The following is a 17,402-nucleotide window of genomic DNA, read 5'->3' on the forward strand; positions in this document are numbered from 1 at the left end:
ATCAGGCGATGCGGAACCCGGCGAGACCGCGAATCGGCCACTCGCCGTTGACGTCCGATGCGTCCCGGCCCTGCCGGACGAGGTAGTCGGCGAAGTCGCGTTGCCGTTCGGCGTGCCAGCCGGCCTGATGCGTCATGATGTCGAGGGCCCGCAGATTCGGGTACTCCTGCGCGAGGGTCCGGGCGAGGTGTGCGGCGGCGATCGCGTCGGCCTCGGCCTCGTGGGCGTCCTCGAGGGCGATGCCGTAGTGCTCGCACACCGCGCCCAGTGTGCGCCTGCCCTTCCGGTACCGGTCCATCTCGCGGTCGATGACGTACGGGTCTACCACGATGCCGGTGACGAGTTCGGTCAGCCCGAGGCGCAGGCCCTCGGTGTGCATGACGGTCAGGTCGTAGGAGGCGTTGAACGCGACGACGGCATGGTCGCGGGTCCACGCGTCGTGCAGAGCCTCGCGGATCTCGCCGTACCCGGTGGCGTAGTCCTGCCCGTGGGCCTGGGCGTACTCCGTGGAGATTCCGTGCACGTCCGAGGCGCCCTGCGGGATGGGAACCTCCGGGTCGAGCAGCCACGTTCGCGACTCGAAGTGGTGAGCGTCGACGACGGCGATGCACGCGGAGACGATGCGGGCGTCGGTGGGGTCAGGCCCCGTCGTCTCCAGATCGAACGCGCAGATCGGTCTGTCCGACCAGCTGGTCATGGGGGCCTCTCGGTGGTGATTCGTTGCCCGCCCAGTATCGGCCGCGGTGGGCGCCGGATCCGGGACCGACACGGCGGGGATCCCAGGTTGTCGTGGCCGGTCGCCGGGGGTATCGTGTCCTCCGGTCTGCAGTTCGCCGAGGTCGTGAACTGCCTTTTCGAGAGAGCAAGGAGGTGTGGCATCCGATGAGAAGCCAACCTCCGAGTACCAACTGAAACCGTTCCACCGGTAGGTGCGCGGTTTCACGGTCCGTGTTCCTCAGCGCTGTTCCGCGCTGCCCCTTTCCCTCGAAGGCCCCGTGTCATGCCTCAGCTGCGCCCGATCCGTTCCCTCCTCCCCAGCCGTTCCGCCGGTCTGTCCGACGCCGACGCCGGTCACGCGGTGACCCGCCGGCCCGTCGAACCGACGCCCGCCGAACCGACGCCCGCCGAGGAAACGGTGGTCAACAGCGCCGTCTACCGCGACGGCCGGAAGACGGCCACCCCGGCCACCCTGTCCGAGGCGCTCGCGAGCCTGCCGGACGCGTCGTCGATGGCGTGGATCGGGATGTACCGGCCGAACGACGCCCAGTTGTATGCGGCAGCAAAGCAATTCGACCTGCACGAGCTGGCCGTCGAAGACGCGATCGTCGCCCACCAGCGGCCCAAGCTGGAGCGTTACGGCAAGACGCTGTTCGTGGTCCTGCGCGCCGCGCGCTACTGCGACGAGACCGAGCGCGTCGAATTCGGTGAGCTGCACGTCTTCTGCGGTCCGACGTTCGTGCTCACGGTCCGGCACAGCGAATCCCCCGACCTGTCGGCGGTCCGCCGGCGGATGGAGAGCAACCCGGACCTGCTCCGGCTCGGACCCGAAGCCGTCCTCTACGCGATCCTCGACGCCGTGGTCGACGGGTATGCGCCCGTCGTCGCCGGACTGCAGAACGACATCGACGAGATCGAGACCGAGGTGTTCAGCGGAGCGCCGGGCGTGTCGCGGCGCATCTACGAACTCACCCGCGAGGTCATCGAATTCCAAAGGGCCACAAGGCCGCTGCTCGGTATGCTGCGCGGATTGTCGGCGGGATTCGAGAAGTACAACACCGACGAGGAACTGCAGCGTTACCTGCGTGACGTCACCGACCACGCGACGGTCGTCGTGGAGCGGGCCGACGGCTTCCGTCAGCTGCTCGGGAACATCCTCACCGTCAACGCCACCCTGGTGTCGCAGGAGCAGAACGAGGAGATGCGCAACCTGACCCAGGCCAGCTACGCGCAGAACGAGGAGATCAAGAAGGTGTCGGCATGGGCGGCGATCCTGTTCGCGCCCACCCTGATCGGGACGGTCTACGGCATGAACTTCGACCACATGCCCGAACTGCACTGGGTCGGTGGGTATCCGTTCGCCCTGTCGCTGATGATGCTCACCTGCGCCGGGCTGTACACGATCTTCAAACGCCGCGGCTGGTTGTGAGCGAGGCCGGCTGCGGGCAGTGCCCGCAGCCGGCCGGCGCCTGCTGTCAGAGTTCGTCCACGCAGACGACGAACTTGCGCTCGGAGTATTCGTATCCGTTGGACGACGTGCTGCACGAGTCCACGGACGTGGCGCCCTGCACGATCTCCGTCACCTTCACACCGTCGACGGCCGTGGTGTCGCCGCAATCGATGCGCGCGGGATCCTCGCCGCCGACATCCATGCACCCGCCGATAACCCAGTCCACGTCGAGGCAGATCGCGCCCTGCTCGATGCCGCCGAGGGTTTCGTAGTAGTACGAGTCGGCGTCGCTGATGCACTGGCTGTTCTTCGCGGCCTTGGCGATCACCTTGTAGTTCGAATCGGCGCTGCCGCACACCGCCTTGTCGATCTCGGCGTCGGAGACGGTGCCGCCGAGCTTCACGCACTCACCGATCGCGACCTCGAAGTCGACGTCGCCGCCGGCGTCCTCGCCTTCCTGCCCGTCGATCACGGTGGTCGATTCGCTGGACGTGGTGGCCGCGGACGCACCCGACTCCGGCACCGCGGTGGGCGTCGTGTCCGAACCGCACCCGGCCACCAGAACTGCCGTCGCCGACAACGCGACGACTGCGGTACACACCCGCCGAACTAACCCTGTCATGTCTGACCCCTCCGTCAGGTGACCGTCCGCCACCCGTTCCTCCGAGATGACCGTGCCACCTCGATCGTGTCCACCGCGATTGCCGTGTCGCGCATTATTTGATTACATCGCCGTCCGATTTGCCAATTGTGGTGACAGTATGGACGGGTGGATCTCCCCGTGATGCCTCCGTTACAGCCGATGCTCGCGAAGGCTGCGTCGTCCGTTCCGGCGCAACCGGAGTCCGGGCTCGCCTGGTCCTACGAACCGAAATGGGACGGTTTCCGCACCCTCGTCTTCCGCGACGGCGACGAGGTGGTGCTCGGGTCCCGCGGCGGAAAGGATCTGGCCAGGTACTTTCCCGAACTCGTCCGGGCAGTGAAGGACGAACTGCCGCAGCGGTGCGTGGTGGACGGCGAACTCGTCGTCCCGCGCAACATCGACGGCCGCACCCGGCTCGACTGGGAGTCGTTGTCGGAGCGCATTCATCCGGCCGAGAGCCGGGTGACGATGCTGTCCGAGAAGACCCCGGCGCAGTTCGTCGCGTTCGATCTGCTCGCCCTGGGCGACCGCGACCTCAGCCGCGAGGACTTCTCGGTACGCCGCGCGCAGCTCGTCGACACCATCGGCGGCGGACCCAGCTGCCACGTCACCGCCGCCACCGAATCCAGTGCGACGGCCACCGAGTGGTTCGAGGCGTTCGAGGGGGCCGGCCTCGACGGGGTGGTGGCGAAGAAGCTGGTGGGCCCGTACCTGCCCAACAAGCGGGAAATGGTGAAGGTGAAGCACGCCCGCACCGCCGACTGCGTCGTCATCGGATACCGGCCGCACAAGAGTCAGCCGGGGATCGGGTCGATGCTGCTCGGACTGTATGACGGCGACCAGATGGCGATGGTCGGCGGTGCGTCGGCGTTCACGGCGGCGCGGCGGATCGAACTGCTCGCCGAACTCGACGAGCTGCGCGTCGGCGACGACGTCGTCGCGGACGGGGCGCCGACGCGGTGGCAGTCCGGCAACGACCGAACCTGGGTGCCGCTGCGCCCCGAACGCGTCGTCGAGGTGGCGTACGACCAGATGGAGGGTGCCCGGTTCCGGCACGCCGCGCGGTTCCTGCGCTGGCGCCCGGACCGGACGCCCGACGAGTGCACGTTCCAACAATTGGAGGTCCCGGTGCGATACGACCTTGCCGACGTCCTGGCCGGAGGTTCCTAGATGGCGAGTCCTGCCGAAGAACTCGACGTCGACGGCGTCGCCGTGCGGCTGTCGAACCCCGACAAGATCTACTACCCGAAACTCGGTGCCGAGGGCGGCACGAAACGGCACCTGGTGGAGTACTACCGGACCGTGGCACTCGACGGTGCGCTGCTGACCGCCCTGGTCGATCGGCCGACGCATCTGCAACGGTTCCCCGACGGGATCGAGGGCGAGGAGATCTACCAGAAACGGGTTCCCGCGAAGCGGCCCGATCACGTGGAATCGTGCGAGGTCACGTTCCCGTCCGGCCGCAAGGCGGACGTGCTCCGCGTGCGCAGCGCCGCGAACATCGTGTGGGCGGCGAACCTCGGCAACATCACGTTCCACCCGTGGGCGGTCCGGTGCCCCGACGTCGATCACCCCGACGAACTGCGCATCGACCTGGACCCGCAGCCGGGAACCGGATTCGACGACGCCCGGGCGGTCGCGCTGGACGTGCTCCGGCCGCTGCTGGACGAACTCGGTCTCGTCGGCTTCCCCAAGACGTCGGGCGGCCGCGGGCTGCACGTGTATCTCCGCATCGAACCGCGCTGGGATTTCATCGAGGTGCGGCGCGCGGGCATCGCCCTCGCCCGGGAGATCGAGCGGCGCAGCGGCGACCGGGCCACCACGTCCTGGTGGAAGGAGGAACGCGGCGAACGCATCTTCCTCGACTTCAACCAGAACGCCAGGGACAAGACCATCGCGTCCGCCTACTCGGCCCGCAAGACGCCGATCGCGACCGTGTCGACGCCGGTCACCTGGGAGGAACTGGTGGACGTCGACCCCGACGACTTCACCATCGCGACCGTGCCCGCGCTGCTCGCGAAGCGCGGGGATCCCATGGCGACCATGGGTGACGTGGCGCAATCGCTCGACGTGCTGCTGGAGATGGCCGAACGGGACGCCGCGAACGGTCTCGGCGATCTGCCGTACCCACCCAATTACCCCAAAATGCCGGGGGAACCCAAGCGGGTACAACCGAGTCGGGACCGAGACCGCAAATAGCCGGCGCTCACGTAGGCTCGGGACGGTCGGGTCGGGAACAATGTGAGGTCGCCATGGAACGTACGACAGTCGGTACTGCCGGACTCGTCCTCGGTGTCGTCGCGACGGCACTCGGGACCCTGATGATCGCGCCGGCCACCGCGTCGGCCGTGTCCCTGTCCTGCGTGTCCCCACCGGGCCGGGGTGACACCACGGTCGTCGACCGCACCGCGTGCGGGGCCAACGCCGATACGAGCAGCAATTCGGCGGCGTTCGGCACGGACGGTGTCGGGTTCGCCGACGCAGCCCACGCGGGAGCGGCGCTCGGCGCCGGCCTGGGCGGCGGTGTCGGTGCCGCCGAGGCACGTCGTGGCGCAGTCGCCGCGGTGGCGGTCGGGCCCCAGAGCGTCGCCATCGGGACGGTCGACAGTGCCGGTCCCGCGCTGGTGCTGAGCGGTCCGGGAGGGCAGGCGCTGGTCGCGGATCCGGCCAAGGGCGTGGTGTGCGCCGCTGGACCGTCGCTCGCGATCAATTTCCTTGCAGGTCAAGCGTGTCTGAGCGACGGCATAACAGTGTGGCGGCTTCCCTGAACGGCACCCCGGTCCGCGTCGTATGGTGACGGTAGTCACAATGGGTTGACGCAACTGCCGTAGGAGATATGGCAGCGAGATCGGAGGTGGTCGATGACGACCAGCGTTCGAGTTCCCCGGCCCGCGTCCGTGCCACGGACGGAGCTGCACGTCGATCCGCGGTTCCTGCCGCTCGCCGACCGGTTTTTCGCGATGTACCGGCAACCACAGCACGGCGGCGGGGCGCTCACCGCGTACTTCCGGGGTGAGAAAGTCCTCGACATCTGGGCGGGCTGGGCAGACCGCGACCGCCGATGGGACCGCGACACCGTCGCCCTGTCGTTCTCGACGGGAAAGGGTGTGGCCAGCACGGTCGTCCACCGCCTCGCCGAGCGCAGGCTGATCGACTACGACGCGCCCGTCGCGCGCTACTGGCCCGAGTTCGGCGCGGCAGGCAAGGACGACATCACGGTTCGCGAACTCCTCACCCACCGGGCCGGACTGCACAAGGTCCGCGGCCTGATGCGAAGCCCGCTCGATCTCCTCGACTACGACGCCGTCGTCCAGGCCCTCGCGGCCACCCCGGCGGATCCGCGCAGGCTGCGCGGTCCCGGGTATCACGCCGTCACCTACGGGTGGCTGGTGGCCGAACTGATCGCACGCGTCACCGGGAAGTCGTTCGTCCAGGCCGTGCAGGACGAAATCGCGGGCCCGCTCGGCGTCGACGACTTCTGGTATCAGGTTCCCGGACAGCACCGTCCACGGATCGCGAAGCTGTTTCCGCACATCAACCCGGCCGGCCTCAACTGGGAGCTCACGTCGAACGTGCTCTCGCTCGTCGGCCCCACCCGCGGCCTCGCCGAGGCAGCGATGCCCCAGGGATTCGACGTGCTGGTCCGGAACCCCGCGGTGCACGATGCGGTGATGCCCGGCTGGAACGGCGTGTTCAGCGCGCGGGCGCTCGCGCGCATGTACGGCGCCATCGCCAACGGGGGCAGGCTGGACGGACACCGGTTCCTGCGCAAGGCCACCATCGCACAGATGTCGCAGGTGCAGACCCACGACCGCGACTACGTCCTGGGGATCCGCCCGCAGTGGTCCCTCGGCTACCACCGGCCGATCCTCGCGTCCCGGGAACAACCGCGGAACGCGATCGGGCACTACGGCGTCGGCGGGTCCGGTGCCTACGCGGACCTCGACAGCGGACTGTCCCTGGGCTTCGTCACCAACCGACTCGGGAGTTCCCTCACGGCTCTCGGTGATCTTCGTCTGGCCCGGCTCGGTGTCGAGGCGCAGGCGATCGTCCGGAACGGCAAGTAACCACGAAAGGAATCCCGATGAGTGATCACGTGTACCGAGTTGTCGAGGTCGTCGGTTCGTCGAGCGACAGTACCGACGCGGCCGTCGAGAACGCCATCGCGCGGACCAACGAGACCGTGCGCAACGTCGAGTGGTTCGAGGTCGTCGAGACCCGGGGTCACGTCGAGAACGGCGTCATCGCGCACTACCAGGTCACGGTGAAGGTCGGATTCCGTGTGGAGCCTGGCGACGCGGTCTGACATCGCGCACGGTTCTCGCGCAAAATTGGAACACGTTATAGTCTGGTGTCACATCCCGACGTCGGACTGCGCGTACTCAGGTAGGGGAGAACCGTGACTTATGTGATCACGCAGCCGTGCTGCAACGACGCATCGTGCGTCGATGTCTGTCCGGTCAACTGCATCCATCCCACACCGGACGAGAAGCCGTTCGCCACCACGGAAATGCTGTACATCGACCCGGACACCTGCATCGACTGCGGGGCCTGCGTCGAGGAGTGCCCGGTGGAGGCGATCTACGCGGAGAACGACCTCGACGAGGTCGACGAGCCGTACCTCGACATCAACGCGCAGTACTACACCAAGCACCCCATCGGCCCCGACTGGCCCGAGCCGCTCAAGCTGCCGCAGATCGACGCAGCCCTCGGCACGCTCCACGTCGCGATCGTCGGGTCGGGTCCGGCCGCCTGCTACGCCGCGATGGAACTGACCGCGAAGCCGCGCGTCGAGGTCGACATCTTCGACCGCCTGCCCACCCCGTACGGGCTGGTGCGCGCCGGTGTCGCGCCGGACCATCCGGGCACCAAGGGCGTCACGGACCAGTTCCGCTCCGTCGTCGGCAAGCGCACGGTGCACTGCCACTTCAACGTGGAAGTGGGCCGGGACGTGAGCCACGAGGAACTGCTCGCGCACCACCACGCCGTCATCTACGCGGTCGGCGCGGCAGGCGACCGCACGCTGGGCATTCCCGGCGAGGATCTGGTCGGCAGCCACGCCGCCACCGAGTTCGTGGCCTGGTACAACGGCCACCCCGACTACGCCGACCACACGTTCGACCTGTCGGGGGAGCGGGCCGTCATCGTGGGCAACGGCAACGTGGCACTCGACGTGGCCCGCATCCTCGTCACCGATCCGGAGATCCTGGCGAAGACGGACCTCGCCGACCACGCCCTCGAGGCGCTGCGGGCGAGCAACATCCGCGAGGTCGTCATTCTCGGCCGCCGCGGCCCCGCTCAGGCCGCCTACACCAACCCCGAACTCCTCGCGCTCGGGCTGATGCCGAACGTGGACATCGTGGTCGACCCGGAAGAAGCGGTGCTCGACCCGGCAAGCCGCGCGTTCGTCGACGGCGACGAGGCCGAGCCGTCGCAGCGCCACAAGGTGCGGCAGGTCGAGGAATTCGCCCGGCGCACCGCCGATCCGGCGAAGAAGCGGATCGTGCTGCGTTTCCTGACGTCACCCGTGGAGATTCTCGGCACCGACACCGTCGAATCGGTGCGCATCGCGAAGAACGAGATGGTCGCGGACGCGTCGGGACGGCTCAGCGCCAAACCCTCCGACGTCACCTCCACGCTGGACACCGGCCTGGTGTTGCGCTCGATCGGCTACCGCGGTCAACCCGTGCCCGGCATCCCCTTCGACGACCGGCGCGGCGTCATCCCCAACGAGAACGGCCGGGTGATCGATCCCGAGACCGGCGCGCCGGTGCCCGGCGTGTACGTGGCGGGCTGGATCAAGCGCGGGCCGACGGGCGTGATCGGCACCAACAAGTACTGCTCCGCGGAGACGGTCAAGATGCTGATCGACGATTTCTCCGCCGGTCGGCTCGACGCGCCCGCCGAACGTGAGGCTCTCGACCGCCTGATCGCCGAGCGTGCGCCCGACGCTGTCGACTACCAGGGCTGGCAGCGGATCGACAAGACCGAACGCGCCGGGGGAAAGGCGGCCGGCCGGACGCGCACCAAGCTGATCACCATCGAAAGCATGCTCGCCGCCGCCCGCGCCGAGACCTGATCGTGAGCACTTCTTGACCACTCGGTGACACCACCTCCCCGCAGGCCGCGGAGCGGCAACGATTGCGGGCAAATTGCTCGCGGCCGGATGATGTGTGTTAATGGCAGTGCGCGATTGGTAGGTCCGTCGGGGACGCGCGTTGCACACGTCGTCGAACGAGAGTGGTCATATGGGCAAGTCAGGAATCGGTTTTTCCAGGAACAAGCACTGGTCTTCGCGCGTCGCCGTCGCACTGACCGGGGCCGTCGTCTCGGGAACTGCGCTGGTCGGGGCCGCACAGGCCGCACCGCTCTTTCCCGGTGGACCGGAGATTCCGAGTCTTCCCACCCTTCCCGGGCTGCCCGGCGCGCCGCAGCTGCCGCTTCCCGAACCGGCACCCGAGCCCGCGAACTTCTCGGCTCCGTCCCTCAACCCGGGCGCCGGCGAGGTCGTGGGTGTCGCGCAGCCGGTGATCATCCGCTTCAACGAGGCGATCGGCGACCGCGCCGCCGCCGAGCGGGCCATCAAGGTCACCACCAGCCAGCCCGTCGAGGGTGGTTTCTACTGGATCAACGACAGCCAGGTGCGCTGGAAGCCCACCGAGTTCTGGCCCGCGAACACCGAGGTCACCGTGGATGCCGGCGATGCGCACTCCACGTTCACCATCGGCGACGCGCTGGTGGCGACCGCGGACGACAACACCAAGCAGATCACCGTCACCCGGAACGGCGAAGTGGTCAAGACCATGCCGACGTCGATGGGTAAGACCGATCACGAGACGCCGAACGGCACGTACATCATCGGCGACAAGTTCCGCGACATGTACATGGACTCGTCCACGTACGGAGTCCCGGTCGACTCGGCCGAGGGGTACCGCACGTACGTCGAGTACGCCACCCGCATGTCGTACAGCGGCATCTTCGTCCACGCCGCACCGTGGTCGGTGGACGCCCAGGGCAACACCAACGTCAGTCACGGCTGCCTCAACGTGAGTACCGAGGACGCCAAGTGGTTCTACGAGAACTCGAAGAAGGGTGACGCCGTGGTCGTGCAGAACACCGCGGGCGGCGTGCTGAGCGGCTCCGACGGTCTCGGCGACTGGAACCGCTGACCCCGATTCCCACCGCGTTCTTCCCGTAGCCCGCACAGTTCAATGTGCGGGCTACGGCAATTCACCGGCTATTCGTCATCGGTCGTCAGACTGCCGCAGTGAGATCGAGTCCGCAACGTTCCCTGCCGTCGCCGGGAAAGCAGGGACTGCTCGGGCGTCCGTGGCGGGACTATGCGTTGTTCGCGGCGCTGGTGGGTCCCAATCTGGTTCTGCTCGTACTGTTCACCTACCGGCCCCTGGTCGACAACATCCGGCTGTCGTTCTTCGACTGGAACATCGCCGACCCCGTCGCCACGTTCGTCGGATGGGACAACTACCGCGAGTGGTGGAGCCGGACCGACACCTGGCAGATCGTCGGCAACACCGTCGTGTTCACCGTCGCGACCGTGGTGGGATCGATGATCGCCGGTCTCGCGCTCGCCGTGCTGCTGGACCGTAACCTGCACGGCCGCAACCTCGTCCGCTCGGCGATCTTCGCGCCGTTCGTCATCTCGGGAGCCGCGATCGGCGTGGCGTTCCAGTTCGTGTTCGATCCCCGTTTCGGGTTGATCCAGGATCTGCTGCACCGTGTCGGGATCGACTCCGTCCCCGACTTCTATCAGGACCCGCACTGGGCGCTGTTCATGGTGACGGTCACCTACATGTGGAAGAACCTCGGCTACACGTTCGTGATCTACCTTGCGGCACTGCAGGGCACGCGGCGTGAGCTGACCGAGGCCGCGGAGATCGACGGGGCGGGCCGGTGGACGACGTTCCGCCGGGTCATCCTGCCGCAGTTGCGTCCGACCACCTACTTCCTCTCGATCACGGTGATGCTGGGCTCCCTTCAGGTGTTCGACATCGTCAACGTGATGACCCGGGGCGGTCCGCTCGGCACCGGAACCACCACGATGGTCTACCAGGTCTACAACGAGTCGTTCCGCAACTTCCGTGCCGGCTACGGCGCCACCGTGGCCACGATCATGTTCCTTGTCCTGCTAGGGATCACCGTCTACCAGGTGCGGATCATGGATCGCGGTGAGGTCCGGTGACCGCGGAGACACTGCGCGAACAGCGCAGCACGGAGGTGCCGGTGGCGACAGACCCGGCCCGTGACCATCGCCGCCGGGAAGCGCTCGTGACGGCCCTGGGATACGCCGCGATGGTGGCGGTGCTGGTCATGGTGGCCCTGCCGCTGTACTGGATCGTGATGACGTCCTTCAAGGATCGCCCGGACGTCTACACCCTGCCGGTCACCTGGTGGCCCGGCACCTTCCATCCCGAGAACTACTCGGAGGCCACCACGTCGGTGCCGTTCTGGACGTTCCTGCGCAACTCCGTGATCATCACCGGGGTGCTGGCCGTCGTGAAGTTCGCACTCGGCGTGTTCAGCGCCTACGGACTGGTGTTCCTGCGGTTCCCGGGTAAGAACGTCGTGTTCCTCGGCATCATCGCCGCCTTGATGGTGCCCAACCAGATCACGGTCATCTCCAACTACGCACTCGTCGCCGAATGGGGCTGGCGGAACAGCTTTCACGGCATCATCGTTCCGCTCGCCGGGGTCGCGTTCGGAACGTTCCTGATGCGCAACCACTTCCTGTCGATCCCCACCGAGATCATCGAGGCCGCCCGGATGGACGGCGCAGGCCACTTCCGCCTGCTGTGGCGGGTGATCCTGCCGGTGTCCGGGCCCACCATGGTGGCGTTCGCGATCATCACCGTCGTCACCGAGTGGAACGAATACCTGTGGCCGTTCCTGATGGCCGACGACGCGTCCGTCGCGCCGCTGCCGATCGGGTTGACCCAACTCCAGAACAACGACGGGCTCACCAACTGGGGTCCGGTCATGGCGGGAACGGTACTCACGATGCTGCCGATTCTCGTGGTTTTCCTTGTGCTGCAACGGCGCATGATCAAGGGCCTCACATCGGGTGCGGTCAAGGGATAGCGGAGAACGAGGAGAGACATGAATCGGATGAACCGTCGGGGATTCCTCGGGCTGGCGGGCGCGGTGGCCGCCGGCGCCGCGCTGTCCGCGTGCGCCGGGTCGGGGTCGGGCTCGTCGGCGACGTCCGGCGCGGCGGGCGACGCGAACACCATCACGTTCTGGTCCAACCACCCGGGCAAGTCGCAGGACGTCGAACGGGAACTGATCAACCGGTTCCAGGCGAAATACCCCGACCTCACCGTGAACCTCGTCGACGGCGGAAAGAACTACGAGGAGGTCTCGCAGAAGTTCAACGCGGCCCTGTCGGGCGGCGAACTGCCCGACGTGGTGGTCCTGTCGGACGTCTGGTGGTTCAACTACGCCCTGACCGGGGCCATCGAGCCGCTCGAAGGACTGTTCGGCGAGGTCGGTGTCGACTCCTTCGACTACGTCGACTCGCTGCTCGCCGACTACCTGTTCGAGGGCAGGCACTACGCCCTTCCGTATGCGCGGTCGACGCCGCTGTTCTACTACAACAAGCAGGTGTGGGCGCAGGCCGGACTGCCCGACCGGGGGCCCGCCACCTGGCAGGAGTTCGACGAGTGGGGTCCCGAACTGCAGCGGGTGATGGGCGGCGGCAAGCTGGCCCACGGCTGGGGCGACACCAAGAACTACCTGGGCTGGACGTTCGAGGGGCCGGTCTGGACGTTCGGCGGGGCGTACTCGGACCAGTGGGACCTGAAGTTCGGCGACGAGAAGACACTCGCCGCGGGGACGTTCCTGAAGGACATGATCCACACGAAGAAATACGCGGCCGTGTCGAGCGACATCGCCAACGAGTTCGGCGCCGGCATCCTCGCCTCGACCATCGCCTCGACCGGCGACCTGTCGGGGATCACCAAGTCGGCCGCGTTCGACTTCGGCACCGCCTTCCTCCCCGCGTCGGGCGCGCCGGGCTGCCCGACCGGTGGCGCGGGCCTCGCGATTCCGGCGCGGATCTCCGACGAGCGGAAGAAGAACGCGCTGACGTTCATCGACTTCGTGACCAACGGCGAGAACACCGCGTACTTCTCCCAGAACGTCGGATACATGCCCGTCCGCAAGTCCGCTGTCGAGGACCCGAGCATGAAGGCGTACCTCGACGCGAACCCCAACGCGCGCACCGCCGTCGACCAGCTCGCGAAGACCCGGTCGCAGGACTACGCCCGGGTGTTCGTGCCCGGCGGCGACCAGATCATCGGCACCGGACTCGAGCAGATCGCGCTGCAGAATGCGGACGTGGCGGCGACGTTCGCGGGTGTCGGGACGCAACTGCAGCAGATCGTCGACCGCCAGATCACACCCAAGCTGCCCCAGTAGGAGGAGAAGGAACATCCATGGCCCACGTGCAGTTCGCAGGTGTCACCCACCGCTATTCCGGAGCCGATCGACCCGCGGTCGATCGGCTGGACCTCGACATCGCGGACGGCGAGTTCCTCGTCCTCGTGGGTCCGTCCGGGTGCGGTAAGTCGACCAGTCTGCGAATGCTGGCCGGCCTCGAAGCCGTCGAAGCGGGCCGCATCGAGATCGGCGGCGCCGACGTCACCGCGCTGCCGCCCCGGGCGCGGGACGTGGCCATGGTTTTCCAGAGTTACGCGCTGTACCCGAACATGACCGTCGCCGACAACATGGGTTTCGCGCTCCGCAACGCCGGCGTCGGGAAGGTGGAACGCACCGAACGGGTGCTGGAAGCGGCGCGGATGCTCGAACTCGAACCGCTGCTGGATCGCAAACCGGCGAAACTGTCCGGCGGGCAACGTCAACGGGTCGCGATGGGCCGGGCCATCGTGCGGCACCCCAAGGTGTTCTGCATGGACGAACCGCTGAGCAACCTCGACGCCAAGCTGCGGGTGAGCACCCGCTCGCAGATCGCGGGCCTGCAGCGCCGGCTCGGCACGACCACCGTGTACGTCACCCACGACCAGGTGGAGGCCATGACTATGGGCGACCGGGTGGCGGTCATGCAGGGTGGGCGCCTCCAGCAGGTAGCCCGGCCCCGCGATCTCTACGACGACCCGGTCAACACGTTCGTCGCCGGTTTCATCGGCTCGCCCGGGATGAACCTCATGGACACCCCGATCCGCGACGGCGTCGCCGAACTGGGCGACCTGCGAATTCCCGTGCCGCACTCGGCTATCGGGGACGGATCCGTGATCGTCGGGGTGCGCCCGGAGTCGTGGGTGCTGGTGGGGTCGTGGCGCAAGGACTCGTACACCGTCGACACCGACCTGCTCGAGGAACTGGGGGCGGAGTCCTTCGTGTACGCGTCCGGCACGTCCGGGAAGGTGGTGGTGCGGGTGGACCGCACCCGCACCGTCGCCGCGGGGGAGAGGGTGCACCTGCAGCCGAAGCCCGGCCAGGTGTACTTCTTCTCCGCGGCGACGGGGAACCGTCTGCGGTAGTCGCTACCAGATCTTGACGCGCTCCTCCGGATCCAGATACAGGGCGTCACCCGGCTGGACGTCGAACGCGTCGTGGAACGTGTCGAGGTTGCGGACCACGCCGTTGCAGCGGAACTCCGGCGGCGAGTGCGGATCGACGGCCAGCCTGCGGAGCGCCTCGGCGTCCCGGGCCTTGGTACGCCACACCTGTGCCCAGCCGAAGAACACCCGCTGGATACCGGTGAGGCCGTCGAGAACCTCGGGCTCGGACCCTTCCGTGGCGATCCGGTACGCCGCGATGGCGATGGACAGGCCACCGAGGTCGCCGATGTTCTCACCGATGGTGAACTCGCCGTTCACGCTGTGGCCGGGGAGCGCCTTCGGCTCGAACTCGTTGTACTGCTCGATCAGCGCCTTCGTGCGCTTGCCGAACTCGGTCCGGTCGTCGTCGGTCCACCAGTCGACCATGTTGCCGTCGCCGTCGTACTTGGCGCCCTGATCGTCGAAGCCGTGGCCGATCTCGTGACCGATGACGGCACCGATTCCGCCGTAGTTGGCGGCGTCGTCTGCGGCGGCGTCGAAGAACGGAGGCTGCAGAATGGCTGCGGGAAAGACGATTTCGTTCATGCCCGGGTTGTAGTAGGCGTTGACCGTCTGCGGTGTCATGAACCACTCGTCGCGGTCGACGGGGCCGCCGAGCTTCGCGAGGTCGCGGTCGTACTCCGCCGCGTAGCCGCTGCGGTAGTTGCCCACCAGGTCGTCGCGGGAGATGGTGACGGCCGAGTAGTCGCGCCACTTGTCGGGGTAGCCGATCTTGGGCGTGAACTTCTCCAGCTTGCGGAGCGCCGCCTGCCGCGTCTCGGGGCTCATCCAGTCCAGGTCGGAGATGTTGCGCCGGTATGCCTCCTGCAGGTTGGCGACGAGTTCCTGCATGCGGGCCTTCGCGTCGGCCGGGAAGTGGCGTTCGACGTACAGCTTGCCGACGGCCTCGCCCAGCAGATCCTGCACCAGGGACACGCCGCGCTTCCAGCGCTCACGGATCTCCTCGGCACCGGTCAGCGTCTTCCCGTAGAACGCGAAGTTCTCGTCGACCAGGGCCTGCGTGAGGTACGGGGCGCGGGAGCGGATGACGTTCCACGTCGCCCACGCCTTCCAGTCGTCGATGTCCTCGGACGTCCACAGCTCGGTCAGCGTGGTGAGGAAGTCGGGCTGGCGGACCACGATCTCGGCGAACTGCTCGGACGTGCCGCCGAGCGCGCCGATCCACGACGACCAGTCCAACCCGGCGGGGAGCTGGTCGAGGGTGAGCAGGTTGTAGCTCAGCTCGGCGTCGCGACGCTTCACGACGTCCCAATGACCGGCCGCGATCTTGGTTTCCAGGTCGAACACGCGCTGCGCGTCGTAGTCGACGCCTGCGAGGGCGAACATCTTCGCGATGTGCTTCACGTACGCCGCGCGGATCTCCGCGTGGTCGTCCTGGCGGTAGTACGACTCGTCGGGCAGGCCGATGCCCGACTGGCTGAAGTGGACGAGGTAACGCTCGGAGTTCTTGGCGTCCGTGTCGACGTAGTGGCCGACGGCTCCGCCGACCCCCGTGCGCTGCTGGCGGCCGATGACGGCGGCGAGCGCGGAGAGGTCGGCGGCCGAGGCCACGTCGGCGAGCTCGCCCGCGATCGGTGCGAGCCCCGCGGCCTCGACGACATTCGCGTCCATGAAGCTGCCGTACAGGTCACCGATGCGCTGCGCGTCGGTCCCCGGCGCCGCGCCGGAGTCCGCCGCCTCCTCGATGATGGTCTGGACGTCGACCTCGGCCTTGTCGTACAGCGTGCGGAACGCGCCGTCAATCGCCCGGTCCGCGGGAATCTCGTAGTCGTCGATCCACTTGCCGTTCACGTGGACGAAGAGGTCGTCCTGGGCGCGGGTGTCGTTGTCGAGGTGAGTGAGGTCGATGCCGGAGCGCTGAGCCGTGGTCATGCGTTCCATCCTTACACCGTTCCGCGCCGGGAGGTCCACCACTGCGCTCAGGGCGAAACAGACGACCGGGGATCGATCAGACGTCGATGCCGAGGTTGATCGCCGCGAGGTAGCCGTCCGACTGCTTGGCGACGGTCAGCAGGCCGGCGGCGTCGTAGATGCTGTCGGTGGAGTTGTTCACGTTGTTCTCGCGTCCGGTGTGATCGGAGTACGGCGCGGTCGCGTACACCTCGTCGAGCAGGGCCTCGTCGAAGAACAGCTGGGTGGTGAGCACCGTCTTCTTGTCGATGTGCACCTTCAGGTGGATGTGGGTGGTCCGGCTGATGTACCAACCGGGGAAGATGGTGGTGAACTGGGCGACACCGTTCGCGTCCGTGGTCTGGGCGCCGCGCAGGTAGGTGCCGTCGTCCGTGGTGGCGGCCTCGCTGTCGCCGACGCTGTAGGACCCGTCGGACGTCTCACCCGAACCGCCGGACATGTCGCCGCCGGGACCACCCGCACCGGGACCACCTGCGCCACCGGGAGCACCGGCCGGGGGTTGGCCGCCACCGGGTCCGCCCGCCGGAGGCGCGCCTGCGGGGGCGCCGTTGCCGCTGAGGTCCGCGGCCTCGGAACCCGACTCGAAGCCGGAGTACACCCCACCCGCGTCGCAGTGCCAGATCTCGACGACGGCATTGCTCACCACCGCGGCGGAGCCGTCCGCGGAACAATTCGTCAGGTCCTGCACCCGCAGTGCGAGCTGCAGGTTCGTGCCCGGCCGGTCCTCGCGGATGTCGCTGCGGATGGAGTCGACGTCGAACCAGTACGGTCCCTGCGTCTCCTCGACGGCCAGGACGCACCGCGGTGCCTGGTCGAGCAGGGCGCTCACGGTGTCGGCGCTCGTCGCGGCACTGGATGCGGCTGCGGTCGACGTGGCCGACGCCGACGTGCTGCTGCTCCCGTTCCCGGTGCAGGCGGCGATGAGCCCACCCAGGCTCACCGTTCCACCGACCGCCAGTGCGCGGCGGCGGCTGATGCGCAGACGGCTCTTCTCGACGTCCTTGTTCACGATGCGTACCTCTCCATGATCGGGCTGTGACCCGATCGTGGCGCACGAACCTGCGCGCAGCGTGCCGTCCGGCTG

General features: G+C 67.7%; 16 protein-coding genes. 12 read left to right on the top strand and 4 right to left on the bottom strand.

Features of this window, described 5'->3' with window-relative positions; genetic code table 11:
* Position 1: 1 nt before the first annotated feature.
* Positions 2 to 697: a 3'-5' exonuclease gene (locus tag QM693_RS04750; RefSeq protein WP_283351576.1), complete on the bottom strand. Its 696-nt coding sequence runs from the start codon at positions 695 to 697 to the stop codon at positions 2 to 4.
* A gap of 303 nt (positions 698 to 1,000) precedes the next feature.
* Here QM693_RS04750 and QM693_RS04755 point away from each other — a divergent pair, with 303 nt between their 5' ends.
* Positions 1,001 to 2,146: a magnesium and cobalt transport protein CorA gene (locus QM693_RS04755; protein WP_283351577.1), complete on the top strand. Its 1,146-nt coding sequence runs from the start codon at positions 1,001 to 1,003 to the stop codon at positions 2,144 to 2,146.
* Between the two features lie 46 nt (positions 2,147 to 2,192).
* Here QM693_RS04755 and lppU read toward each other — a convergent pair whose 3' ends face one another.
* Positions 2,193 to 2,789, bottom strand: coding sequence for an LppU family putative lipoprotein (gene lppU, locus QM693_RS04760; protein ID WP_283330824.1), 597 nt, complete (start codon positions 2,787 to 2,789; stop codon positions 2,193 to 2,195).
* Between the two features lie 147 nt (positions 2,790 to 2,936).
* Between lppU and QM693_RS04765 the strand changes: the two genes are divergently transcribed.
* The 11 genes from QM693_RS04765 to QM693_RS04815 all read left to right on the top strand — a co-directional run bounded on the left by QM693_RS04765 (position 2,937) and on the right by QM693_RS04815 (position 14,326).
* The gene (locus QM693_RS04765; RefSeq protein ID WP_011597343.1) at positions 2,937 to 3,980 is read left to right on the top strand and encodes an ATP-dependent DNA ligase; all 1,044 of its coding nucleotides are present in this window, start codon (positions 2,937 to 2,939) and stop codon (positions 3,978 to 3,980) included.
* Positions 3,981 to 5,009 (top strand): non-homologous end-joining DNA ligase, encoded by a 1,029-nt coding sequence (gene ligD / locus QM693_RS04770; protein ID WP_283330826.1) that lies wholly within the window; start codon positions 3,981 to 3,983, stop codon positions 5,007 to 5,009. It abuts the gene before it with no gap.
* A gap of 53 nt (positions 5,010 to 5,062) precedes the next feature.
* Positions 5,063 to 5,578 carry a DUF6764 family protein gene (locus QM693_RS04775; protein ID WP_105421188.1) on the top strand — a complete coding sequence of 172 codons (516 nt, stop codon included), beginning with the start codon at positions 5,063 to 5,065 and terminating at the stop codon, positions 5,576 to 5,578.
* 93 nt (positions 5,579 to 5,671) lie between these two features.
* Positions 5,672 to 6,877, top strand: coding sequence for a serine hydrolase domain-containing protein (locus QM693_RS04780; protein WP_283351578.1), 1,206 nt, complete (start codon positions 5,672 to 5,674; stop codon positions 6,875 to 6,877).
* Between the two features lie 17 nt (positions 6,878 to 6,894).
* Complete coding sequence (locus QM693_RS04785; RefSeq protein WP_283351579.1) at positions 6,895 to 7,116, top strand: dodecin; 222 nt, start codon at positions 6,895 to 6,897, stop codon at positions 7,114 to 7,116.
* A gap of 93 nt (positions 7,117 to 7,209) precedes the next feature.
* Positions 7,210 to 8,889 (top strand): FAD-dependent oxidoreductase, encoded by a 1,680-nt coding sequence (locus tag QM693_RS04790; RefSeq protein WP_283330828.1) that lies wholly within the window; start codon positions 7,210 to 7,212, stop codon positions 8,887 to 8,889.
* A 169-nt stretch (positions 8,890 to 9,058) separates the two neighbouring features.
* Entirely contained in the window at positions 9,059 to 9,979 is a 921-nt protein-coding gene (locus QM693_RS04795; RefSeq protein WP_283351580.1) for a L,D-transpeptidase, read from the top strand.
* Between the two features lie 98 nt (positions 9,980 to 10,077).
* Positions 10,078 to 11,010 (top strand): carbohydrate ABC transporter permease, encoded by a 933-nt coding sequence (locus tag QM693_RS04800; protein ID WP_283330829.1) that lies wholly within the window; start codon positions 10,078 to 10,080, stop codon positions 11,008 to 11,010.
* Positions 11,011 to 11,051: 41 nt separating this feature from the next.
* Positions 11,052 to 11,906 (top strand): carbohydrate ABC transporter permease, encoded by an 855-nt coding sequence (locus tag QM693_RS04805; protein WP_411194619.1) that lies wholly within the window; start codon positions 11,052 to 11,054, stop codon positions 11,904 to 11,906.
* An 18-nt stretch (positions 11,907 to 11,924) separates the two neighbouring features.
* Entirely contained in the window at positions 11,925 to 13,244 is a 1,320-nt protein-coding gene (locus tag QM693_RS04810) for an ABC transporter substrate-binding protein (protein ID WP_283351581.1), read from the top strand.
* A 17-nt stretch (positions 13,245 to 13,261) separates the two neighbouring features.
* On the top strand, positions 13,262 to 14,326 hold the full coding sequence (locus QM693_RS04815) for an ABC transporter ATP-binding protein (RefSeq protein ID WP_283351582.1): 1,065 nt from the start codon (positions 13,262 to 13,264) through the stop codon (positions 14,324 to 14,326).
* Between the two features lie 3 nt (positions 14,327 to 14,329).
* Here the strand turns inward: QM693_RS04815 and QM693_RS04820 are convergent, their stop codons facing one another.
* Together QM693_RS04820 and QM693_RS04825 are read right to left on the bottom strand one after the other, a co-directional pair.
* Positions 14,330 to 16,279: a M13 family metallopeptidase gene (locus QM693_RS04820; RefSeq protein ID WP_283351583.1), complete on the bottom strand. Its 1,950-nt coding sequence runs from the start codon at positions 16,277 to 16,279 to the stop codon at positions 14,330 to 14,332.
* 76 nt (positions 16,280 to 16,355) lie between these two features.
* Complete coding sequence (locus QM693_RS04825; protein ID WP_283330833.1) at positions 16,356 to 17,327, bottom strand: intradiol ring-cleavage dioxygenase; 972 nt, start codon at positions 17,325 to 17,327, stop codon at positions 16,356 to 16,358.
* Between the last annotated feature and the right edge of the window lie 75 nt (positions 17,328 to 17,402).

Source organism: Rhodococcus sp. IEGM 1305 (assembly GCF_030058635.1).
Lineage (GTDB): Bacteria > Actinomycetota > Actinomycetes > Mycobacteriales > Mycobacteriaceae > Rhodococcus_F > Rhodococcus_F opacus_D.